Below are 22,329 nucleotides of genomic sequence, written 5' to 3' on the forward strand. Positions count from 1 at the left end.
CGTCACACAGCCCCGCGACCCGTCACAGGAGGCCCGCACGCCGCAGTGCTCTCGCCGACCCCGGGTCGTTCAGGGCTGCCGCGGGACTGCCCGTCCGGACCGCCGCCGCGAGCTGAGCCCGGAACTCGCGGGTTCCCCAGACCACCGGGACCTCGAGGGCGCGGCCATCGCTCCACTCGAGGTCGATCACGGACCCGTAGAACGGGATCCAGTGGAACGTCGCACCGATGAGGTCGGACATCTCGAAGACCTCGGGCCCGCGCCCCTCCTCACGCGTGATGGTCGCACCGGAGATCTCGATGACGAGGTGCTCAGAACGCAGCCACACGGCGATGACACCGACGGCGACGGTGCCGCCGACGGCCGACACGTACAGCCATGGCGGCTCGAGGAACGCCCATGACCCCAACCAGCAGAAGGCCACCATGAACGCGTACGCGGGCCACCCGAGCGAGTTCGAGTCGACGGTTCGACCGGGAGCACCACCGTCGACAAGCACCGCGTCACGCCCGGAACCGCGGTGACGGCTCACGACCTCACCACGGCCTCACGGAGCAGCCCTGCGCGCTCACGCACGCGGGACGGCGTGTCCGCCGTGAACCGGAGCTCGACGGGCAGGCGACGACCCACGACCTCGAGCGACACCATCGACACGACCCGCGAGTCGCTGAACCGGTTCGCGAAGCCGGAGTACGCGACGACGCGGACGTCGAGGATCTTCTCGCGGTCGATGCCGAAGGTCCGGAGCCACGAACGGACGAGGAGCCGGTCGGTACGGGGGTAGCAGCCGACGACCACCGCCCGCAGCGCGATGGCGACGGACGCCGCGAGCAGGCAGAGCGGGAGCGGCTCCGTGAGCGTGCCGGCACCCAGGGCTGCCACCACCAGGAGCAGCTCCAGCAGTCCGACGCTCACGGCAGCGGCTCGGCCGAGCCCGACAGGAGGGCGCACCCACCCCACCTCCACCGCTCGCGGACCTCGTCGCCGGCCACCACTCGCGGCCGCTGCGGGGATGCTATCGGCGCAGCTGCCCGTTGCGTCCCGTCTCACCCGGTCCCGGGATCAGGGAGCCGGCGCACGGCATCGCCGTGCCGACGCCACCGGTTCGTCACGGCACGGTGTCGGTGGGACCGCGACGGCAGCGAGGCCATCAGCGCATCGCACGAAGTGGCCGCCCGAGCGCGGACGCCGTCGGCGAGACCATCGACGGGCTCGTCACCCCATGACAGGATGTAAGCGGTTTCCCGCCCGACGACAGCAAGGAACCCGGTGCCCCTCGCCTCCCCCGGACGCTCCGACGCCGCCACGTCCACGCCGCCGCGCACCGCCCTCCTGCTCGCTCCCGGCGACGACGTCGCGGTGACCGTCGTGGACGTCCTCGCGGGCACCTCCGTGGCGCTGGGCGACACCGTCGTCACGGCGTCGAGCGACGTCCCGCGCGGCCACAAGCTCGCGGTCCGCCCCCTTCCCGCCGGCACCCAGGTGCACAAGTACGGCCAGGTCATCGGTCGCACGACCGCCGACGTCGCGGTCGGCGCCCACGTCCACGCGCACAACCTCGGCATGGACTCCGTGGCCCACGCGTACGAGTTCGGCACGGCGCGCGTCACGATCCCGCGGGCCACCACGACGCGCACGTTCGAGGGCTTCCGGCGCGCCGACGGCCGCGTCGGCACCCGCAGCTACGTCGGCATCGTGACGTCCGTGAACTGCTCGGCCTCCACCGCCCGCATGATCGCCGACCAGTTCCGCGGCCCGGTGATGGACGCGTGGCCGCACGTCGACGGCGTCGTCGCCCTGACGCACGACTCGGGGTGCGGGCTGGTGCCCGAGTCCGAGGGCGGGCAGGTGCTACGTCGAACGCTGCGCGGGTACGCGTCGCACCCCAACGTGCAGGGCCTGCTGGTGCTGGGCCTCGGCTGCGAGATGCTCGCCGTCCAGGGGCTGCTCGCGGACCTGCCGGCGTCCCCCGACACGCTCGTCGAGCACCTGACCATCCAGGACTCGGGCGGCATCCGGGCCACGGTCCGTGCGGGCGTCGCGGTCGTGCGGGCCATGCTCGACGACCTCGAGAGCCGCCGCCGCGAGACGGTCCCGGCCTCCGAGCTCGTCCTGGGCCTCAACTGCGGCGGGTCGGACGGCTACTCGGGCATCACGGCGAACCCCGCCCTGGGACGCGCATCGGACCTGCTGGTCGCCCAGGGCGGCACGAGCGTGCTGGCCGAGACGCCCGAGGTCTTCGGCGCCGAGCACCTGCTCACGCGCCGCGCCGTCAGCGAGGCCGTGGGCCGCCGCCTGCTCGACCGCATCGACTGGTGGCAGGACTACATGACCCGCGGCGGCGGCACGCTGGACAACAACCCGTCCCCCGGCAACAAGGCCGGCGGCCTGACGACGATCCTCGAGAAGTCCCTCGGCGCGGTCGCCAAGGGCGGCACCGCCGAGCTCACGGCCGTGTACGAGTACGCCGAGCCCGTGGTCGACAAGGGCTTCACCTTCATGGACACCCCGGGCTACGACCCGGTCTCCGTCACCGGCATCGTGGCGGGGGGCGCGACGGTCGTCGTGTTCACGACCGGCCGCGGGTCCGTGCTCGGCGCCAAGCCCGCGCCGTGCGTCAAGGTCGCCACCAGCACCGAGATGTACGAGCGCATGCGGGAGGACATGGACCTTGACGCCGGACGCATCGTCACCGGCACGGCGACGATCGACGAGGTCGGCGAGGAGATCCTCGACCTCGTGCTCGCCGTGGCGTCGGGGCGCGCCACCGTCAGCGAGGAGCTCGACCTGGGACGCGACGAGTTCGTGCCCTGGCAGCTGGGGGCCGTGACCTGACCGGCGACCCGCCGGACGGCCGCACCGCCCGGGTCGTCAGCGCGGCACCCGGCCGCCGTCGCGGCGCACGGAACCCGGTGACCGCCCCGTCGTGCGGGTGAACGCGCGGCTGAACGCCGCAGCGGACTCGTACCCGGCGGCCGCGGCCGCCTGCGCGACCCCGTCCCCGCGGGCGAGCCGGTCGGCGGCCACGTGCATGCGCCACGTCGCCACGTACTGCATCGCCGGCATGCCCACGACCTGCGTGAACCGCGCCGCGAACGCCGACCGCGACATCGCCACCTCCCGCGCGAGCGCCGCGACCGTCCAGGGACGCGCGGGATCCCGGTGCACGGCCGCGAGCGCTGCGCCGACGTCCGGGTCGCGCAGGGCGCCGAGCCACCCGTCGGTGGGCTCCTGCGCGTCGAGCCACGCGCGGACCGCCTGCACGACCAGGACGTCGGCGAGCCGCGTGAGGACCGCCTCGCCGCCGGGCCGCAGCTGCGCCAGCTCGGCGGTCATGAGCTCGAGCGTCCGCGCGACCCACGGCGCGCCGACCGACGCGGGTACGTGCAGGACCGCCGGCAGCAGGTCGAGCAGCGGGCGCGCCGCCGGACCGTCGACGGTGAGCACGCCGCACACGAGCTGCGTGCGGTCGCCCCGACCCTCGTGCCGCAGCACCGAGTAGCTCTCGGTGACGTACTCCTGCGGCAGCAGGTCGACCCTCCCCAGGGAGGGCGCGGCGAGGTCGCTCGCGAGCAGGTGCCCCCGCCCGTGCGGCACGAGCGCGAGCTCGCCGGCACCCAGCCGCAGGGGCGGTGCGCCGGCCACGTCCACCCAGACCTCGCCCTGCGTGACGACGTGGAAGGTCAGGCAGTCGCCGAACGCCGGCATGTCGACCGCCCACGGACCGGCGGCCTCCGTGCGGCAGTAGAAGACGCCTGCCACCCGCAGCCGGTGCAGCGCCTCACCGACGGCGTCGGGCGCGGGGCGGGGCGGGGTGATCACGAGGCTCACGGGATCTCCCGACGTGGACGATCGGTCATGCACGGGCGACTCAGGAGCATAGACCGTCCAGCCCGCCGCTGGTTCCCTGGACGCAGCAGCCGACCGCACCGGACGGCACGAACCTTGGAGGCCACCATGCAGGTACTCGTCGTCGGAGCAACCGGCGGATCCGGACGAGCCGCCGTCGCCGAGCTCGTCGCACGCGGCCACACCGTGACGGCACTGTCCCGGCACGGGTCGACCCTCGCCGGGCCGGGCGTGCGAGGCGTCGACGGGGACGCGACCGACGCCGCCACCGTGGACGCCGTCGTCGCCGGGCAGGACGCGGTCGTCGTGACGCTCGGCATCAGCGAGAGCCCTGTGCGCGTCCGCCTGCGTGGGCCCGCCCGCACGCCCGCGGACGTCCGCTCACGCGGCACCCGGACCGTGGTGGACGCCATGCGGCGGCACGGCGTGGACCGACTCGTCGTCCAGACGTCCTACGGCGTCGGGGCGACCCGTCCGCTGCTGCCGCCGGCCACCCGCCTCGTCTTCGCCCTGCTGCTCGCGCCGCAGATCGCGGACACCGAGCGGCAGGCGCGCGTCGTCCACTCCAGCGGCCTGGACTGGGTCGAGGTGCAGCCCGTCAACCTCGTCGACACGGACCTGCCCGGTCCGGCGTTCGCGTCGGTGACGGGTGAGCAGCGCGGCATGACCGTGTCGCGCACCCAGGTCGCCCGCTTCCTGGTCGACGCCGTCGAGGACGACGCGTACGTCGGAGCCGGGGTCGCGCTCTCGCACCTGACGCCGGCGCGCGCCACCCGTCCCCGTCGTCGCCGCTACACCCCCGAAGGATTCTCATCTACCGTGTCCCGTTGAGAACACGCCGGGCCGGAGGCAGGAGCCGCCCGGGCCGGACGCTCGGGAGGTGGGGGCATGGTCGGACAGCGGATGACGCGGCAGCGGGTCGCGATCGCGGAGCTGCTCGAGGACGTCGACGAGTTCCACAGCGCGCAGCAGATCCACCAGATGCTGCAGCAGCGCGGGCAGGAGATCGGCCTGGCGACGGTGTACCGCACCCTCAACGCGATGGCCGAGAAGGGTGACCTCGAGGTGCTGCTGCAGCCCACCGGGGAGCACACCTACCTGCGCTGCGAGCCGCGCAGCGAGCACCACCACCACCTGGTGTGCCGCGTGTGCGGCCGCACGGTCGAGGTCGCCGCACCGGAGCTCGAGCAGCTCGTCGACGCCCTCGCCGCCGGGCACGACTTCACCGACGTCGAGCACTCGATCGACTTCGTCGGCACCTGCCGCGACTGCGCACGCGCCGGACGCAGCCACCCCCGGTCCTGAGCTCCGCGGCACCCCGCCGCACGGCCTGTCGCTTCCCCTGCCGGCCCGCACGTCCGGATACTGGCGGCACGCGCCGCACCACCCGCGCGGTGCACCCCAGCAGCGAGGACGCCATGACCGACACGTCCACCTCGCCCGGCGGCACGACCGCCCAGGACCCCGCCGCACACGTCACGCAGGTGGTCGCGCTCGTGCGGCGCTGGCTGCGGGAGGCGGCCGACCACCCGGTCGACCCGGCGGCCGCCCACCTCGCCGCGCTGCTGCGCGGCGAGGACGGGCTGGCGTTCGCGGTCGGGTTCGTCGACGGCGTGGTCCGGCCCGAGGACCACGCCGTCGCGGCCCGCCGTCTGCGCGAGCTCGCCGTCCGACCCCCACGCTTCCTGGCCCCGCACCTGCGGGCCGCGGTGCGCGTGGGCGGCCTGGTCGCACCGGCGCTGCCGCACGTCGTGGTCCCCGTGGCGCGGCGCGTGCTGCGCCACATGGTCGGGCACCTGGTCGTCGACGCGACCGACCGCCGCCTGGGGCCGACGATCGCGCGGCTGCGCACCGACGGCACCCGCCTCAACGTCAACCTGCTCGGGGAGGCCGTGCTCGGGCAGCGCGAGGCCGCGCGCCGGCTCGCCGGGACGCGTCGGCTGCTCGCGCGCGACGACGTCGACTACGTGTCGGTCAAGGTGTCCGCCGTGGTCGCCCCGCACGCGCCGTGGGCGTTCGACGCCGCCGTCGACGACGTCGTCGCGCACCTGACGCCGCTGTTCGAGCAGGCGGCCGCCTCCCCCACCCGCAAGTTCGTGAACCTCGACATGGAGGAGTACAAGGACCTCGACCTCACGGTGGAGGTCTTCACCCGGCTGCTCGACCGCCCGGGGCTGACGGACCTCGAGGCGGGGATCGTCCTGCAGGCCTACCTGCCGGACGCCCTGCCGGCCATGCAGCGCCTGCAGGAGTGGGCGGCGGCCCGCCGCGCGCGCGGCGGCGCGGGCATCAAGGTGCGCCTGGTCAAGGGCGCGAACCTGCCGATGGAGCAGGTCGAGGCCGAGCTGCACGGTCTCCCGCTCGCCACGTGGGGCAGCAAGCGGGAGACCGACGCGCACTACAAGCGCGTGCTCGACTGGGCCCTGACCCCCGAGCGCGTCGCGAACGTGCGCCTCGGCGTGGCGGGGCACAACCTGTTCGACGTCGCGCACGCGTGGCTCCTGGCCGGTGAGCGCGGCGTGCGCGACCGCGTCGAGATCGAGATGCTCCTGGGCATGGCGCCCGGGCAGGCGGCCGCGGTGCGCCGCGACGTCGGCAGCCTGCTGCTCTACACCCCGGTGGTCGCGCCCCGGGAGTTCGACGTCGCGATCGCGTACCTCGTGCGGCGCCTCGAGGAGGGCGCGTCGAGCGACAACTTCATGTCCGCGGTCTTCGACCTCGCGCAGGACGAGGCCCTGTTCGACCGCGAGCGCACCCGCTTCCTGACCGCGCTGGACGACGCGACCGCACCGGTACCCGAGCGGCACCGCGTGCCCGACCGGCACGCGGCCGTCCCGCCCTCGGCGCCGGGCGCGTTCACCAGCACACCCGACACGGATCCCGCGGTCCGCGAGAACCGGGCCTGGGTGCGCGACCTGCTCGCGCGCGTGCCGGCGTCCCGGCTCGGCGTCGCCGGTGCGCAGGCGGCGCAGGTGACGGACGGCCGCGCGCTGGACGCCCTGGTGCGGGACGCGCGTGACGCGGGCCGGGCGTGGGGCGCGCGACCGGCGGCGGAGCGCGCCGCCGTCCTGGACCGCGCCGCCGACGCCCTCGGGGCACGCCGGGCGGACCTGCTGGAGGTCATGGCCGCCGAGGCCGGCAAGACGATCGACCAGGGCGACCCCGAGGTGTCCGAGGCGGTCGACTTCGCGCACTGGTACGCCGAGCTCGCCCGCGGCCTGGACCACGTCGACGGGGCGACGTTCGTGCCCGACGCGCTGACGCTCGTCACTCCCCCGTGGAACTTCCCGGTCGCGATCCCCGCCGGGTCGACGCTCGCGGCGCTGGCCGCCGGCTCGGCCGTCGTCCTCAAGCCCGCACGTCCCGCCGAGCGGTGCGGGGCTGTGCTCGCCGAGGCCCTCTGGGAGGCGGGTGTCCCGCGGGACGTGCTGCGCCTGGTGCAGGTCGACGAGGACGCCCTCGGCCGCGAGCTCGTCGCGCACCCCGCGGTGGACCGGGTGGTCCTCACCGGGGCCTACGAGACGGCCGAGCTCTTCCGCTCGTTCCGCCCCGACCTGCCGCTGCTGGCCGAGACCAGCGGCAAGAACGCGATCGTCGTGACGCCGTCGGCCGACCTGGACCTGGCGGTGCGCGACGTGGTCGCCTCGGCGTTCGGGCACGCGGGGCAGAAGTGCTCGGCGGCCTCGCTCGTCGTCCTGGTCGGATCGGTCGCGACGTCGCGACGGTTCCGCTCGCAGCTCCTCGACGCCGTGTCGTCGCTGGTCGTGGGGACGCCGGACGACGCGCGCACGCAGCTGGGCCCGCTGATCGAGCCCGCCGGCGGCAAGCTGCTCACAGGCCTGACGGACCTCGAGCCGGGTCAGGCGTGGGCGCTGGCCGCGCGCCGGCTCGACGACGCCGGCCGCCTGTGGACCCCCGGCGTGGTCACCGGGGTGCGGCGCGGGGCGCGCACGCACCGCACCGAGTACTTCGGGCCCGTGCTCGGCGTCATGACCGCGGCGACTCTCGACGAGGCGGTCGACGTGGTGAACGACGTCGACTACGGGCTGACGTCGGGCCTGCACAGCCTGGACGCCGACGAGATCGCCACGTGGCTCGACCGCGTGCAGGCAGGCAACCTCTACGTGAACCGCGGGACGACCGGCGCGATCGTGCGGCGTCAGCCGTTCGGCGGGTGGAAGCGGTCGGCCGTGGGCCCCGGCACCAAGGCCGGTGGCCCGAGCTACCTGGTCGGGCTGGGGTCGTGGGCCTCGGCCCCCGCCACGAGCACGGCACCCGTGGCCGCGGCGGCGGCCGCGCTGGTCGCCGCAGCCCGCGCCGAGCTGGCGAGCCCGGACGCCGACCGCGTCGAGCGCGCGGCCCGCAGCGACGCCGCCGCCCGGTCGGACCTGTTCGCGGCGCGCGACGTCAGCGCGCTGGCCTGCGAGCGCAACGTGCTGCGCCACCTGCCCGTGCCCGAGCCGGTGCTGGTGCGGCAGGCCGCGGACGCGCCCCCGGCCGACGTCGTGCGGGTCCTGGCGGCGGCTGCGGCGGCCGGGGCGCGGGTGGTCGTGTCGACCCCTGCGGACCTCCCGCCGCGCCTGGCGTCCGCGGCTGCCGCGCTCGGTGCCGTCCACGTGGAGGACGACACGGCGTGGTCCGCCCGCGTCGGCGCGCTGCCCGGCGGTCGCGTCCGGCTCGTCGGCGGGGCCGCGGCGGACGTCGCCCGGGCCACCGGTGGGCGTCCCGACGTCGCGGTGTGGGACCACCCCGTGACCGAGGCGGGTCGCGTCGAGCTGCTGCCGTTCCTGCGCGAGCAGGCGGTCAGCGTCACGGCGCACCGGTTCGGCACGCCGCACGACCTGACGTCGCGGAGCCTGCCGCTGGGGCGGTGAGGTCAGTCCCGCGTGATCGGCGGGTGCAGGGTGGTGACGTCGCCGAGCCGGTAGAGGGTGGCGGGGCGGCCCCGCCCCTCGGAGCGGGTTCGCCCGGTGTCGACCAGCAGGCCCGGCACGCCGGTGACCTTGCGGTGGAAGTTGCGCGGGTCCAGCGCCCGGCCCCACACGGCCTCGTAGACGCGCCGCAGGTCGGCGACCGTGAACTCGGGCCCGCAGAACGCGGCGGCGAGCGGGCTGTACTCGAGCTTGGCGCGGGCACGCTCGAGCCCGTCGCTCAGCACGCGCGCGTGGTCGAACGCGAGGGGCCGGCGCTGCGCGTGGGCGACCGGCACCCAGGCGGCGCGCGCGGCGTCGCTGCCGGCGTGCGGCTCGGGCAGGTCGGGCGCCAACGCCAGGTACGCCACCGAGACGACCCGCATGCGGGGGTCGCGGTCCGGGTCGCCGTAGGACGCGAGCTGCTCGAGGTGGCCGGGGACGTCGCGCACGCCCGTCTCCTCCGACAGCTCGCGCTCGGCTGCGGCGTCGAGGCCCTCGTCCGGGCGCACGAACCCGCCGGGCAGCGCCCAGGCGCCCCGCCACGGGTCGGCGCCGCGCTCCACGAGCAGCACGTGCAGGACGTCACCCCGCAACGTGAGGACGACGAGGTCGACCGTGACCGCGAACGGCGGGTAGGAGGCGGCGTCGTAGCCCGGGAGCGTCATGCCCCGACCATATCTCGTCAGGTTGACGAGATACCAGACCCTGCTTTATCGTCGCTGTGACGACAAAGAAGGAGGAGACATGGCGACCATCACGCGCTACCCCGGGGTGCGGCACCTGCGCTCGACCCCCACGGCCCACGTCATGCAGCTGCGGGACGGCACGCTGCGCCGCTCGGGCGTCGGCCTGGCGTTCTGGTTCCGGCCCCTGACGGCGGTGCTGTCGGAGGTCCCCGTCGACGACCGCGAGCTGCCGCTCGTGGCGCACGCGCGCACCGCCGACCTGCAGGACGTCACCGCGCAGGTCACCGTCAGCTACCGCTTTGAGAACCCCGAGGTCGTGGCCCAGCGCCTCGACTTCAGCATCGACCCCGCCACCGGACGGTGGACCGGCGAGCCGCTGCAGCAGGTCGGTCAGCTGCTCGGCGAGCTGGCCGCCGGCCACGTCATGGACGCGCTCGCCGGCGCGACGCTGCGCGAGGCCGTCTCGTCGGGCGCCGGCCCGCTGCGTCAGCAGGTCACTGCAGCGCTCGTGGCGGACAAGCGCGTGGCCGCCACCGGCCTGCGCGTCCTCGGCGCCCGCGTCAGCTCGGTGCGGGCCGACGCCGACCTGGAGCGCGCGCTGCAGACGCCGGCGCGGGAGGCCGCACAGTCGGAGGCGGACCGCTCGACGTTCGAGCGCCGCGCCCTGGCCGTCGAGCGGGAGCGGGCCATCGCGGAGAACGAGCTCACCAACCGCATCGAGCTGGCGACCCGCGAGCAGCACCTCGTCACGCAGGAGGGCGCCAACGCCCGCACCCGGGCCGACGAGGCCGCGGCCGCCGCGCTCATCGAGGCCCGCAGCCAGGCCGAGCGCCGCCAGCTGCACGCGACCTCGACGGCCGAGGCCACCCGGCTCCAGGGCGAGGCCGAGGGCGCCGCCGAGCGCGCCCGCATGGCCGCCCTCGCCGACGTCGAGCAGGGCGTCCTGCTGGCTGTCGCCCTGCGCGAGCTGGCCGCGCACCTGCCGGCGATCGGGCAGGTGACGGTCACGCCCGACATGCTCACCGGGGCACTGGGCGCGCTGACCGCCCGGCGGGGTGAGTGACGTGCCGCTCGCACCCCGCGCCGTGGTGGTCCACCGTCGCTCCGAGCTCGAGGAGCTGGTGGACCGCCACGGCACCCGCGGCCAGGTCGAGTTCTTCCTGCGCAGCCGTGGGCGGGACCTGGCCGACGTGCAGGGGCGCCACGACGCCCTCGCCGACGCCCTGCGCACCGTCCGGGCAGCCGTGCCGACGGACTGGCGGCGCGGCGACGTCGAGCGCGGCGACCTGCACCGGTTCGCGTTCGACCCGCAGGACGTCTGCCTCGTCGTGGGACCCGACGGGCTGGTCGCCAACACGGCGAAGTACCTGCGCGACCAGCCGGTCGTCGGCGTCGACCCCGAGCCGGGGCACAACGCCGGGGTCCTCGTGCGGCACGTCGCCGCGCAGGTGGCCGGCGTGCTGGGGGACGTCGTGCGCGGGTCCGCGCGCATCGAGGACCGGGCGCTCGTGCGCGCCGCCCTCGACGACGGCACGTCGCTCGACGCCCTCAACGAGGTGTACCTCGGCGACAGCGGTCACCAGTCGGCCCGGTACCGGCTGACGTCCCCCGACGGCGACGAGCGGCAGTCGTCGTCGGGGGTGGTCGTCACCACCGGGACCGGTGCGACCGGCTGGGCGACCTCGCTCGCGCGCGGACGGGACGACGCCCCGCCGCTGCCCCGGCCGACCGAGCTCACGCTCGCCTGGTTCGTGCGCGAGGCGTGGCCCTCGCCCACCACCGGCGTGAGCCGCACCGCGGGGCTCCTGGCGGCCCGCGAGGAGCTGACGATCGTCGTCGAGTCCGACGCGCTGGTGCTGTTCGGCGACGGGCTGGAGGCGGACCGGCTCACCGCGACCTGGGGCCAGGCGGTACGGCTGGGCCTGTCGGACCGGCGGCTGCGGCTCGTCGCACCCTGAAGGCCGGGCCCTCAGGCGTCGGGGACGTCGTCCCGTGCCACGAGGTACACGCGCCCCGACGCGTCGCGCACCCGCTCGAACCCGCCGCGCAGCTCACCCTCGCGTGCCCGCTCGGCCTCGTTCGTGCCGCGGCCCGGGACGCGAGGGTCGGTCACCTGGGCGGGCCCCACGAGGTGCTTCGCGAGCCACGCCGTCGCGTCGAGGCGTTCCTTGCGCTGCCTGGCCACATCGCTCCGTTCGTGCGCCGGTCGTCCGACGCCCACTATGCCACCGGCCACCGGGAGCACGGCTGCCGTGACCGGCTGCCGCCCGGGGTGTCGCGCGGTGCAGCCGCGGGTGTTCCATGGTCCCGTGACGCCGAGCGACGCATCGGGCGTGGACCCGACGGGCCTGACCCCGGGATTCCGGGGCCGTCCCCGCGTGTCCGGCGTCGCGCTGCCGCCCGGCCAGTACGAGGTGCACGACTTCCCCGTGCTGTCGGCCGGCCCGACGCCGAACATCGACACGGCGCACTGGCGGCTCGAGGTCCGCACCGAGGACCACGCGACCTTCAGCTGGTCGTGGGCCGACCTCATGGCGCTGCCCCAGGACGACGCCGTGGTGGACCTGCACTGCGTGACCCGGTGGTCGAAGTTCGGCACCCGGTGGCGGGGCGTCGGCCTCGACGTCCTGCTGGCCGACGTGCCGTCCGTCGCGCAGTACGCGCTGGTCGGCTGCTACGGCGGGTACACCACGAACCTGCCCCTCGCGGATCTGCTGGGCGGGCGGGCGTGGATCGCGCACACGTACGACGGGCGCCCGCTGGATCCCGTGCACGGCGGCCCCGCCCGGCTGCTGGTGCCGCACCTGTACCTGTGGAAGTCCGCCAAGTGGGTCTGCTCGCTCACGCTCCTGCACGACGACCAGCGCGGGTTCTGGGAGCGGTACGGGTACCACGACTACGGCGACCCCTGGCGCGAGCAGCGCTACCAGGGCGACCCGTGACGGCGACCGACGCCGCCGCGACCACGCGCAGTCCCGCACCCCTCGGTGAACGGTTCGCGTGCACCGGCGGCTGGTGCGTGGCGAGCGTCGTGGACGCCTGGCCGGAGACGGCGACAGCCCGCACCCTCGTGCTCGACGTGCCGGGATGGCCCGGGCACCGCGCCGGGCAGCACGTGGACCTGCGCCTGACGGCCCCCGACGGGTACACCGCGTCGCGGGCGTACTCGGTGAGCGCCCCGACGGACCCGGCGCGACCGGGGCTGGTGCAGATCACGGTGCAGCGCGTCACGGGCGGCGAGGTCTCCCCGTACCTGGTGGACGACCTGCCCGTCGGCGCCGGGATCGAGGTGCGCGGACCGGTGGGCGGATGGTTCGTGTGGGAGCCGGGCACCGCGGGCGGTGCGCCGGTGCTGCTGCTGGCCGGCGGGTCGGGCGTCGCACCGCTGGTCGCGATGGTCCGCGCCCGACGGTCCGCGCAGGACCGCACGCCCGTCCGCGTCCTGTACTCGGTGCGCATGCCCACGGACGCACTGTTCCTCGACGAGCTGACCGCGCCGGGGCTCGGCGGCGTCGACACCGAGGTGTGGTTCACCCGTGCCGCTCCCCCGGACGCCCCGCGCGCACCGGCACGCATCGGACTGCGCGACCTGGCCCGGCACGGCTGGCCGGCCGACCTGGCGCCGGTCTGCTACGTCTGCGGACCCACCGGGTTCGTCGAGGCGATGACCCGCATGCTGCTGGTGCTGGGCCACGACCCGCGGTCGGTGCGGGCCGAGCGGTTCGGGCCCTCGACCGACTGAGCCGGCGCCGGTCTGGACCGTCAGTGCTCGGCTGCGGCGTCGCCCGCGGCGGCGCCCCGGTGCCGCCACCTGTGCACCTGGTGCATGACGAGCACGACCACCGCACCCACGACCACGCCGAGCAGCGCCGACGCGGCGGTGTTGACCAGCCACGCGAGGAACCCGCCGACGCCGGCGACGCCGTGCACGGCCTCCTCGAGGTGGTGCACCACGTCGTACAGGCCGTGCCAGCCGAGCTCGTCGATGCCGACCAGCAGGATGTGCCCGCCGACCCACAGCATCGCCGCGATGCCCACCGTGGACAGCACCGCCAGCACCTTCGGCATCGCGGTGACGAGCCCGCGCCCGAGCGCCGCCGACGCGCCGTTGCGCGTCTGCGCGAGCCGCAGGCCGATGTCGTCCATCTTCACGATCAGCGCCACCACGCCGTAGACGACCGCAGTGATGGCGAGCGCGACGACGACGAGGATGATCGCGCGCGACAGCAGCCCCTCGTCGGCGACCTCGTTGAGCGCGATCACCATGATCTCGGCCGACAGGATGAAGTCCGTGCGGATCGCGCCGCCGACCATCCGGGACTCCGCCTCCGGTCCCTGCTCGGGCGCCGTGACCTGCGGCTTCTCGTGGTGCTTGCCGCTGACCGCCTCCCACAGCTTCTCGGTGCCCTCGAACGCCAGGTACGTGCCGCCCACCATGAGGATGGGCGTGAGCAGCCACGGCAGGAACTGGCTGAGCAGCAGCGCCGCCGGGAGGATGAACAGCAGCTTGTTGCGCAGCGACCCCTTCGCGATCTTCCAGATCATCGGCAGCTCGCGGTTGGCCGTCACACCCTGCACGTAGCGCGGCGTCACCGCGGTGTCGTCGATGACCACCCCGGCGGCCTTGGCGCTCGCACGCCCCGCCGCCGCGCTCACGTCGTCGACCGACGCGGCCGCCAGCTTCGCGAGCGCCGCGATGTCGTCGAGGAGTGCCGCCAGACCGCCAGCCATGTGCCACCTTCGTCCGTACCGTCATCGCGCGCCCGTGCGCACGCCACCGCACAGAGTAGGGCCGCGCGCGGGCGTGCGCGCGCGTGCGTCCGGGGCGTCGGTGAGACTCGTCGCGTGGACCCGCTGCACCGGTACGACGTCGAGATCCTGCACCTGCTCGTGTCGCCGGAGCACGCGTACTTCGGCCGGCCCCGCGACGGCGCCGCCGACGTCCCCACGCGCGACGCGGAGCACGCGCGGGTCGTCGCCGACAAGGGCATCGTCGGGGACCGGTTCTACGGCAGGGCCGTGCACCTGGACGCGTCGGTGACGCTGATCGCGGTCGAGGCGCTCGACGCGGTGTCGGCCGAGCTCGGGGTGCCGCGGTTCGACCCGATGCGCGCGCGGCGCAACGTGGTGCTCCGGGGCGCGCACCTCACCCCGCTGGTCGGCCAGGAGGTCGTGCTGGAGTCGGACGGGGACGCCGTGCGGCTGCGCGTCGGCCGGTTCGCGAACCCGTGCGCGTGGATGGACCGTGCGCTGGCGCCCGGGGCGCACCCGGCCCTGCGCGGCGGTCGCGGGGGCGTGCGCTGCCGGCCGCTCACCGACGGGGTGCTGCACCGCGGGCCGGCCGTGCTGGTGAGCCCCGTACCGCTGGACCCCGCGCGGGCCGGTGACCGCGTGCCCCGTCCGGTGCTGCCCTGACGCGCGCGACCCGCCGACGCTAGCCTCGACCCGTGAGCCGGATCTTCACCACCGCGTTCGGCGCGGTCTACCCGCTCTACGTCGCCAAGGCGGAGCGCAAGGGCCGCACGCGCGCCGAGGTGGACGAGGTCATCACCTGGCTCACGGGGTTCGACGGGCCGACCCTGCACGAGCACGTCGAGGCCGGCACGACGTTCGAGGACTTCTTCGGCGCCGCCGACCTGAACCCCGCGGCGTCCCTGATCACCGGCTCGGTCTGCGGCGTACGCGTGCAGGACGTCGAGGACCCCCTCATGCGCCGGATCCGGTACCTCGACAAGCTCGTCGACGAGCTGGCGAAGGGACGACCGATGGAGAAGATCCTGCGCGCCTGACCGCCCCGAAGGTGAGTTCGGGGCACGGACGGGGCACGGTGGTCACCGCGACGCAGCGGAGACGCACCGGTCAGGCGGGCGACGCCGCCGGGATCCCGAGGACGGCGCCGATGTCCGCAGCCACCTTCTCGTGACCTCTGCCGGGGGCGCGGCTCAGCGGCCGGCCCCACCTCGTGAGCAGGATGAACTCGTGCTGCACGCCGTCCTTCCGCACGACGGTCAGCCCCGGGCGCACCCGGTGCCGCGTGTCCCGCACGTCCTGCGCACGCAGGGCAGCGATGTCCTCACGCGCGATGTGCAGGATCTCGTGGGCACCCTCCGGTCGCCACAGCCGCACGCCCTGCGCGCCGTACGCGAAGACGAGCGACCGGTCGTCCCAGAAACCCGCCGCCTCGAGGGCCTCCACCTGCTCCGGCGTGGGTCGCGCCCAGGTCGACGTCCACCCCGGCCCGTCGGCCCCGACGACCCGGCGTGCCCGCACGAGGCGACGGCCGGACCTCCAGTCGCCCACCAGTGCGGCCACCGCCATGCCCACCACGAACACGGAGAGGACGACGAGATCGAACCCCGGTGGCGGCGACGAGCCCACGAACGCGTTCATGCGGTCCCTCCAGGTACCCCCGGACCACCGACCCCGGGAGGGAGGTGCCCCCGTCACGGCGTCCGCGTGCGGCGAGGCGCGTCGGGGCGAACAGGGAGCATCCTGGCAGTTCGTCCAGCGTCGGCGTCAATGCCTCGGAGAGATTCTCGCAGCCGTCACCCGACGGCCATCTGCGCTGTGCTCTCCCCGTGGCCACGCACGAGGCCCCGCACCAACGACGAAGGCCCGGACCATCAGGTCCGGGCCTTCGTCTTCTTGTAGCGGGGGCAGGATTTGAACCTGCGACCTCTGGGTTATGAGCCCAGCGAGCTACCGAGCTGCTCCACCCCGCGTCGGCTTGATAACCATACGTCAGGTCGGCCGGGCGTCCAAATCCGATCCCTGGTCAGACGTGGTGACGGCCGTCACGGGGGCTGCCGGCGGCGCGGGACGGGCCGCTGCGGGCCGCCGTGCGGCGCGCTGCGCGACCACGACGCCGAGCACCACGAGCAGGCCGCCGACCGGCTCGTACCAGTGCAGCCGCTCCCCCAGCACGAGGATGCCCAGCACCACGCCGACGACCGGGGTCAGGTACGTGACCGTGGACGCGCGCTGCGCGCCCCAGGCGACGACGACGCGGGTGTTCCACACGTAGGCCATGCCGGTGCCGAGTGCCCCGAGAGCGACCATCGACAGCACGATGGGCCACGTCAGCGTCACGGGGCCGGTGGCGACCACCGGTGCGGCGAGGAGGACCAGCAGCGCGCCGACACCAATCTGCCCGGCGGCGACGGTCTCGGCCGGCAGACCGAGCGGCATCACGAACCGCCGCAGGTACGTCATGCCCAGGCCGTAGCACGCGGTGGCGCCCAGGCACGCGAGGACGGCAGGCAGCGAGGCGTCGACCGCGCCGGCCCCCACGTACGTCCACGGGGCCATGACGACCACCACCCCGAGCCCGCCGACGGCCAGCCCGAGCCGCTGCCGCGCGGTCAGCCGCTCGGCCGGCAGCACCGCGGCCACGGCCAGCGACGTCATGAGCGGCGTCGTGGCGTTGAGGATGCTCGAGAGCCCGGAGGCCAGGTACTGCCCCGCCCACGCGAACAGCTCGAACGGCACCACGCACAGCAGGACGCCGAGCACGGCGAGGTGGCCCCACGTGCGCCACCCGCGCGGCCACGGCCGACGCAGCACCACCATGACGACGAGCATCGCGAGCGCACCGAGCCACAACCGCCCCGACGCGACCTGCGTCGGCGACAGCCCGTCCAGCGCGACCTTCATGAACAGGAAGCTCGAGCCCCACACGAGCGCCGCGGCGAGGTACTGCGCCAGCACGCGCTTCTCCGACGTCATGGTCCGAGGGTCGCAGGGACCACCGACATCGCGACAGCCGCGACAGCGCCGGGCGCGACGACGCCGGGTACGACGACGCCCGCCGCCCCCACCGGTGACGGCGGGCGCGACGGGCGTCGTCGGTGGGCGGTCAGCCCGCCAGACGCTCCTCCGCGGCGATGGCGTCCGCGATCGCCTGGTCGAGACGGTCCTGCGCCTCGCCGTACTTCGCGAAGTCGCGGTCGGCCAGGGCGGCCTCCCCGTCGACGATGGCCTGCTGCGCGCGCTGCAGTGCCTCGTCGAGCGCCGTGCGGGCGTCCGCGTCCGGCGCGGGCTGCGACGTCGCCTCGGACGTGGGCGCCGGCGTCGGGGCCGCGGTCGACCCGTCCGCCTCCTCACCCTCGTCGGCGACGTCCGGCGGGATCACCGGTTCGGCCCCGGCGTCACCGGCGTCCGCCCCCGAGTCGCCACCGAACACCTGGTCGAGCGCGCCGTCGAGGGTCTCGGCGAACCCGATCTTGTCGCCGAAGGACACCAGCACGCGCTGCAGCAGCGGGAACGTGGTGCCGCTCGCGGCCTGCACGTACACCGGCTGGACGTAGAGCAGACCGCCGCCCACCGGCAGCGTCAGCAGGTTGCCGCGCCGCACCGTGGAGTCACCGCGCTGCAGGATGTTCAGCTCGTTCGACACCGTCGGGTCGGCGGTGAAGTTGGCGCTCGCCTGGCCGGGACCGGGCACCGTCGAGTCACGCGGCAGCTCGAGCAGACGCATCTTGCCGTACGTCTCCGAGACCTGCCCCGCGGTGTTCCCGGCCTCGGCGTCGACCGCCAGGTACCCCGTCAGGACGTTGCGGGCGTTGCCACCCCCCGGGATGAACGTCGACATCAGCGAGAACGACGCCTCGTCCTCGCCCGGCATCTGCAGGGTGAGGTAGTACGGCGGCTGGGGCACGTCCGTGCTCGTGACCGTCGGGTCGGCGGGGTTCTGCCAGAAGTCGTTGCCGGAGAAGAACTCCGACGCGCTCGTCACGTGGTACTGCCCGAGCAGCGCCCGCTGGACCTTGAACAGGTCCTCCGGGTACCGGAGGTGGCTCATCAGGTCCGCCGAGATCTCGGACATCGGCTGCAGGGACGTCGGGAACACCTTCGTCCACGCCTTGAGGATCGGGTCCTCCGTGTCCCACGCGTACAGGTCGACCGACCCGTCGTACGCGTCCACCGTGGCCTTCACCGAGTTGCGGATGTAGTTGACCTGCTTGGGCAGCAGCGCCTGCACGGTGCTGCTGCGCTCCGTCAGGGAGTCCGTCGTCGCGTCCTCGAGGGAACGCACCGCGGCGTAGGGGTACTGGTCCGAGGTGGTGTACCCGTCGATGATCCACTTCACGCGCCCGTCGACCACGGCCGGGTACACCCGCCCGTCGAGGTCGAGGTACGGCGCCACCTTGGCGACGCGGTCCCGCGGGTCGCGGTCGTACAGGATCTGCGAGTTCTCGTTCACGCGCTCGGAGAACAGGATCTGCTCGTCGCCGAACTTCAGCGCGTACAGCACCTTGTGCCACAGGCCACCGACCGTGGGACCGGCCGAGACGTCCTGCGTCGGGAAGCGGAAGGGCACGGAGCCGGTGCCCGTGTCGTCGTCCGGGTAGTCGAACTCCCAGCCGTCGGAGTCCTCCGGCCCGCCGACGATCGAGTACTCGGGCGACGACTGGCCGAAGTAGATGCGCGGCTCGTACTCGCCGAGCTGCCCCACCGACGGGATCCCGCCCTCCCAGAAGGCCGGGGCACCCCGGGCGCCGCGGGTGTTGCCGTACGCGGCGACGACACCGAACCCGTGGGTGTAGACCGTGGTGTCGTTGGTCCAGTTGCGCTGGGCGGCGTTGAGCCCCTCGAGGTCGAGCTCGCGGACCGCGATGACCGTGTCGCGGCTCTCGCCGTCGATCGTGTAGCGGTCCACCGACAGCGAGTCCGGGAAGTTGTAGAAGCCACGGATCTGCTGCAGCTGCTTGAACGACGGCGACACGATGTTCGGGTCGAGCAGACGGATCGACGCCGTGGTCTGCGCGTTCTCGCGCAGCGCGCCCGGCTCCGCCGTGACCTTCGCGTCGTACTCGCTGGTCTCCACGTCCTCGAGGTCGTAGGCCGCGAGCGTCGCGTCGATGTTGCGCTGGATGTACTCCTGCTCCGCGTCCTGCTGGTTCGGCTGGACCTGGAACCTCTGGACGACCGCGGGGTACACGCCGCCGACGACGACCGCCGCGACGACCATGAGGCCCACCCCGATGGCCGGCAGCCGCCAGTTGCCGGTGAACGCCGTCGCGATGAACGCGCCGGCCACGACGACCGCGGCGACCGCGAGGATCGCCTTGGACGGGATCACGGCGTGGACGTCGGTGAAGCCCGCGCCCTGCCAGCGCTGCTCACCGGTCTGCTGCTTGGTGAGGATCGAGTACCGGTCCAGCCAGTAGCCCGCCGCGATGGCCAGCAGCACCAGCGCACCCAGCACCGACAGGTGCACGCGGGCGGCGCGGGTGGTGCGCGGCGCGCCGGCGCCGCCGCCGATCCGCAGACCGCCGTACAGGTAGTGGGTCGCCACCGCCGCCACCGTGGACAGCACCAGCACCGCCATGAGGAACGACACGACGAACCGCAGCGCCGGCAGCGTGAAGAGGTAGAAGCCCAGGTCGATGCCCCACTGCGGATCGACCTCGCCGACCTCGCCGCCGTTGAGCCACAGCTGGACGGTGCTCCACTGCTGGGAGGCGGCACCGCCGGCGAAGAGCCCCAGCACGACCGGCCCGACCACGAGCACCAGCCGACGCAGCGGCTCGATGGCCTCGCGGTACTGGTCGAGGTTGGCCTGCTCCTGCGTGGACGGCGCGTAGACGGGACGCGCACGGTAGGCGTAGCTCAGCGAGAAGCCGACGCCTGCGGCCATGATCGCGAACCCGAGCACGAACAGCAGCGCACGCGTCAGCCACTCGGTGCGCAGGACCTCGACGAACCCGAGCTGGGAGAACCACAGCACCTCGGTCCACACCTGCGCGAGCACCAGGAGCAGCACCGCGAGCACGGCCAGGGTGATCAGTGTCGGGACCAGGGGGCCGCGGCGGCGCGGCGCGACAGGTCGAGGGCGGGGTGGGGAGGCGAAGGTCACGGCGTTGCGGTCCTCGTGGGTCGTCGGGCGACGGGCGCATGGCGCGCCCACCATGCGAACGGGCGCGGCGCGTCCCAGGTTCCCACACGGGTGGGACGATGGGGCGCGTGAGCACGCCCCCCACCCCGCCGCAGCCCACCGACACGTCGGCCGAGGCCCGCGCCCGCCGCGCGCTGGCCGACGCCGTCCGCGAGATCGAGCACCACGTCGCCGCCGCCGGCTGGGACGCGCCCGTGCGCGTCTTCGCCCTGGTCCGCACGCAGAGCGCGCTCGACGCCGAGCCCGGTCTGGCCGACCAGCTGACGCCCGACGTGCTCGCCGCCGCACGCGCCGACGACCAGCACCTGACGTCGATCGAGCAGGAGGGCCTGCCGGCCGCCGAGGACCTCGAGCAGCTGCTCGGCGGCCTGACGTGGCCCCCGACGGTGGACGGTGCCGCGGTCACGGTGGAGCGCGTGGTGCTGCCGCCGGGCGTGGAGGAGGACCTCCCGGCCGACCCCGACCAGGCGCTGGCGGCGCTGCTGGCGCACCCGCAGCGGCAGGACGTCCGCCTGGCGGTGGGCGTGCTCCGCAACGGACCGGCGTGGTGCGCCGTGCGCACCCGCGCGCACGACAGCGACGACGCGGTGGGCCAGGGGCCCGACCTGGTGCCCGGGCTCGTCGAGGCCGTGCGCGCGACGCTGGCCTGACCCCGCCGGCCCCGCCGGGCCGGGACGTCCGGGGCGTCCGGGACGCTCAGTCCGCCGTGCAGGTGGGCAGGTCGTCGCCGGTGCCCGCACCGATCGCGACCATGGCCTCGCGCGCCTCGCGCAGCGTGGACACCTCGACCACGCGCAGCCCGTCGGGCACGTGCCCGACGACCTCGTCGCAGTTCGCCGACGGCGCCAGGAACCACGTGGCGCCGTCCCGGACCGCACCGGCCAGCTTCTGGCGGATCCCGCCGATCGGTCCCACGGCACCGGTCACGTCGATCGTCCCCGTGCCGGCGACGACCTCGCCGTCGACCTCGTCCTCGGGTGTCAGCAGGTCGACGAGGCCGAGCGCGAACATCGTGCCCGCGCTGGGCCCGCCGATGCCCTCGATGTTGATGCTGACGTCGATCGGCATGTCGAACGACGGGTCGATGAACACGCCGATCTGCGCACCCCCGCCCTCGCGCTCCCCCGTGACGATGGGCACGTCGACGGTCCGCGAGTGCCGGTTGACCGTGAGCGTCACGGTCGAGCCCGGCTCGACCTCCTGCAGCGCGCTCACCAGGGTCTGGTAGTCGGGCAGCGGCTCGCCGTCGAGCGCCGTCAGGACGTCCCCCTCCTCGAGCTTGCCCTCGGCGTCCGTGCCCTCGACGGTGCCGGCGACGACCAGCGTCGCGGGCACCTCGTAGCCGAGCTCGGTGAGCGCCGCGACGACCGCGTTCTCCTGCGACGACACCATGAGACCGGCGTTCGACTCGTCGAGCTCCTCCTGCGAGACGTCCTGCGGGTACACGGACTCCACCGGGCGGACCACGGAGTCCGGCGAGATCCAGCCGCCCAGCACGTTGAGCAGCCGGGCGGGGTAGCCCGGGCCCCCGACGCCCGAGATCGTGGTGAGGAGCAGCTCGCCCGTGGACGGGTAGGTCTCGGCGCCGGACACCTCGATCAGCGGGTCACCCTCGACCTCACCGAGCACGTCCTTGGTCGGCCCCGGCCCGTTGACCGCGTACGGCGCGGGGATCACGACCAGGACCCCGACCAGCACCGCCGCGACGAGGGTGCCGAGCGACAGCACGATCGCGCGGGGCGAGGGGGGTGCGGGCTCGAGCTGCTCGAGGTCCGCGGGGTCGGTGCCGTCCGCGGCCGGGTCACCGGCCTCGCGCGCGGAGTCGGTGCCGTGCGGCGGCGCGGCGACCTCGGTCACGTCCTGCGGGTCGCGCGGTCCCGGGTCGTCGGCCGGGCCGGTGGGCTTCTCGTCGAGCACGTGCACGATCATCCCCCACCGCGGTCGCACCGGGCCGCACCGGCCGTGTGCGCCGTGAGCGAACCGG

Annotated in this window: 21 protein-coding genes and 1 tRNA gene; 11 read left to right on the plus strand and 11 right to left on the minus strand. The window is 74.5% G+C overall.

What is annotated here, in order from left to right:
• Nucleotides 1–22: 22 nt before the first annotated feature.
• Both KG103_RS12315 and KG103_RS12320 read right to left on the minus strand, forming a co-directional pair.
• On the minus strand, nucleotides 23–532 hold the full coding sequence (locus KG103_RS12315; protein ID WP_207338873.1) for a hypothetical protein: 510 nt from the start codon (nucleotides 530–532) through the stop codon (nucleotides 23–25).
• Nucleotides 529–915, minus strand: coding sequence for a hypothetical protein (locus KG103_RS12320; protein ID WP_207338874.1), 387 nt, complete (start codon nucleotides 913–915; stop codon nucleotides 529–531). Before KG103_RS12320 ends, KG103_RS12315 begins: the two co-directional genes overlap by 4 nt.
• A gap of 354 nt (nucleotides 916–1,269) precedes the next feature.
• On the opposite strand from KG103_RS12320, the gene KG103_RS12325 reads away from it, so the two are divergent.
• Nucleotides 1,270–2,835 (plus strand): UxaA family hydrolase, encoded by a 1,566-nt coding sequence (locus tag KG103_RS12325; protein ID WP_207338875.1) that lies wholly within the window; start codon nucleotides 1,270–1,272, stop codon nucleotides 2,833–2,835.
• Nucleotides 2,836–2,871: 36 nt separating this feature from the next.
• On the opposite strand, the gene KG103_RS12330 is transcribed toward KG103_RS12325, so the two are convergent.
• Complete coding sequence (locus KG103_RS12330) at nucleotides 2,872–3,831, minus strand: AraC family transcriptional regulator (protein WP_207338876.1); 960 nt, start codon at nucleotides 3,829–3,831, stop codon at nucleotides 2,872–2,874.
• 126 nt (nucleotides 3,832–3,957) lie between these two features.
• Between KG103_RS12330 and KG103_RS12335 the strand changes: the two genes are divergently transcribed.
• The 3 genes from KG103_RS12335 (at nucleotide 3,958) to KG103_RS12345 (ending at nucleotide 8,723) form a co-directional block, all read left to right on the plus strand.
• Complete coding sequence (locus tag KG103_RS12335) at nucleotides 3,958–4,680, plus strand: NAD(P)-dependent oxidoreductase (RefSeq protein ID WP_207338877.1); 723 nt, start codon at nucleotides 3,958–3,960, stop codon at nucleotides 4,678–4,680.
• Between the two features lie 57 nt (nucleotides 4,681–4,737).
• On the plus strand, nucleotides 4,738–5,154 hold the full coding sequence (locus KG103_RS12340) for a Fur family transcriptional regulator (RefSeq protein ID WP_207338878.1): 417 nt from the start codon (nucleotides 4,738–4,740) through the stop codon (nucleotides 5,152–5,154).
• 113 nt (nucleotides 5,155–5,267) lie between these two features.
• Nucleotides 5,268–8,723: a bifunctional proline dehydrogenase/L-glutamate gamma-semialdehyde dehydrogenase gene (locus KG103_RS12345; protein WP_207338879.1), complete on the plus strand. Its 3,456-nt coding sequence runs from the start codon at nucleotides 5,268–5,270 to the stop codon at nucleotides 8,721–8,723.
• Nucleotides 8,724–8,725: 2 nt separating this feature from the next.
• Here KG103_RS12345 and KG103_RS12350 read toward each other — a convergent pair whose 3' ends face one another.
• Nucleotides 8,726–9,427, minus strand: coding sequence for an NUDIX hydrolase (locus tag KG103_RS12350; RefSeq protein WP_207338880.1), 702 nt, complete (start codon nucleotides 9,425–9,427; stop codon nucleotides 8,726–8,728).
• Nucleotides 9,428–9,506: 79 nt separating this feature from the next.
• Between KG103_RS12350 and KG103_RS12355 the strand changes: the two genes are divergently transcribed.
• Together KG103_RS12355 and KG103_RS12360 are read left to right on the plus strand one after the other, a co-directional pair.
• On the plus strand, nucleotides 9,507–10,511 hold the full coding sequence (locus KG103_RS12355) for an SPFH domain-containing protein (RefSeq protein WP_207338881.1): 1,005 nt from the start codon (nucleotides 9,507–9,509) through the stop codon (nucleotides 10,509–10,511).
• 1 nt (nucleotide 10,512) lies between these two features.
• Nucleotides 10,513–11,406 carry an NAD(+)/NADH kinase gene (locus tag KG103_RS12360; RefSeq protein WP_207338882.1) on the plus strand — a complete coding sequence of 298 codons (894 nt, stop codon included), beginning with the start codon at nucleotides 10,513–10,515 and terminating at the stop codon, nucleotides 11,404–11,406.
• 11 nt (nucleotides 11,407–11,417) lie between these two features.
• Here KG103_RS12360 and KG103_RS12365 read toward each other — a convergent pair whose 3' ends face one another.
• Nucleotides 11,418–11,633 (minus strand): hypothetical protein, encoded by a 216-nt coding sequence (locus KG103_RS12365; RefSeq protein WP_207338883.1) that lies wholly within the window; start codon nucleotides 11,631–11,633, stop codon nucleotides 11,418–11,420.
• A 124-nt stretch (nucleotides 11,634–11,757) separates the two neighbouring features.
• Between KG103_RS12365 and KG103_RS12370 the strand changes: the two genes are divergently transcribed.
• Together KG103_RS12370 and KG103_RS12375 are read left to right on the plus strand one after the other, a co-directional pair.
• On the plus strand, nucleotides 11,758–12,390 hold the full coding sequence (locus tag KG103_RS12370; RefSeq protein ID WP_249670577.1) for a sulfite oxidase-like oxidoreductase: 633 nt from the start codon (nucleotides 11,758–11,760) through the stop codon (nucleotides 12,388–12,390).
• A complete protein-coding gene (locus tag KG103_RS12375; RefSeq protein WP_249670578.1) occupies nucleotides 12,387–13,190 on the plus strand; it encodes an FAD-binding oxidoreductase in 804 nt (267 codons plus the stop codon). Before KG103_RS12370 ends, KG103_RS12375 begins: the two co-directional genes overlap by 4 nt.
• 20 nt (nucleotides 13,191–13,210) lie before the next feature.
• Here the strand turns inward: KG103_RS12375 and KG103_RS12380 are convergent, their stop codons facing one another.
• A complete protein-coding gene (locus KG103_RS12380) occupies nucleotides 13,211–14,179 on the minus strand; it encodes a DUF808 domain-containing protein (protein WP_207338885.1) in 969 nt (322 codons plus the stop codon).
• Nucleotides 14,180–14,293: 114 nt separating this feature from the next.
• On the opposite strand from KG103_RS12380, the gene KG103_RS12385 reads away from it, so the two are divergent.
• The gene (locus tag KG103_RS12385) at nucleotides 14,294–14,863 is read left to right on the plus strand and encodes an MOSC domain-containing protein (RefSeq protein ID WP_207338886.1); all 570 of its coding nucleotides are present in this window, start codon (nucleotides 14,294–14,296) and stop codon (nucleotides 14,861–14,863) included.
• A 32-nt stretch (nucleotides 14,864–14,895) separates the two neighbouring features.
• Nucleotides 14,896–15,237, plus strand: a complete 342-nt coding sequence (locus tag KG103_RS12390; protein WP_207338887.1) for a DUF2200 domain-containing protein — start codon at nucleotides 14,896–14,898, stop codon at nucleotides 15,235–15,237.
• A gap of 70 nt (nucleotides 15,238–15,307) precedes the next feature.
• Here the strand turns inward: KG103_RS12390 and KG103_RS12395 are convergent, their stop codons facing one another.
• The 4 genes from KG103_RS12395 to KG103_RS12410 form a co-directional block, all read right to left on the minus strand.
• Nucleotides 15,308–15,838, minus strand: coding sequence for a hypothetical protein (locus KG103_RS12395; RefSeq protein ID WP_207338888.1), 531 nt, complete (start codon nucleotides 15,836–15,838; stop codon nucleotides 15,308–15,310).
• 258 nt (nucleotides 15,839–16,096) lie between these two features.
• Nucleotides 16,097–16,170: transfer RNA gene (locus KG103_RS12400), tRNA-Met, on the minus strand.
• A gap of 19 nt (nucleotides 16,171–16,189) precedes the next feature.
• Nucleotides 16,190–17,173, minus strand: a complete 984-nt coding sequence (locus KG103_RS12405) for a DMT family transporter (RefSeq protein ID WP_207338889.1) — start codon at nucleotides 17,171–17,173, stop codon at nucleotides 16,190–16,192.
• A 130-nt stretch (nucleotides 17,174–17,303) separates the two neighbouring features.
• The gene (locus KG103_RS12410; RefSeq protein WP_207338890.1) at nucleotides 17,304–20,306 is read right to left on the minus strand and encodes a UPF0182 family membrane protein; all 3,003 of its coding nucleotides are present in this window, start codon (nucleotides 20,304–20,306) and stop codon (nucleotides 17,304–17,306) included.
• A gap of 98 nt (nucleotides 20,307–20,404) precedes the next feature.
• On the opposite strand from KG103_RS12410, the gene KG103_RS12415 reads away from it, so the two are divergent.
• On the plus strand, nucleotides 20,405–20,995 hold the full coding sequence (locus tag KG103_RS12415; protein WP_372434807.1) for a PPA1309 family protein: 591 nt from the start codon (nucleotides 20,405–20,407) through the stop codon (nucleotides 20,993–20,995).
• A 46-nt stretch (nucleotides 20,996–21,041) separates the two neighbouring features.
• Here KG103_RS12415 and KG103_RS12420 read toward each other — a convergent pair whose 3' ends face one another.
• Nucleotides 21,042–22,274 carry a YlbL family protein gene (locus KG103_RS12420; RefSeq protein WP_207338892.1) on the minus strand — a complete coding sequence of 411 codons (1,233 nt, stop codon included), beginning with the start codon at nucleotides 22,272–22,274 and terminating at the stop codon, nucleotides 21,042–21,044.
• Nucleotides 22,275–22,329: the final 55 nt, after the last annotated feature.

Source organism: Cellulomonas wangleii (assembly GCF_018388445.1).
Lineage (GTDB): Bacteria > Actinomycetota > Actinomycetes > Actinomycetales > Cellulomonadaceae > Cellulomonas > Cellulomonas wangleii.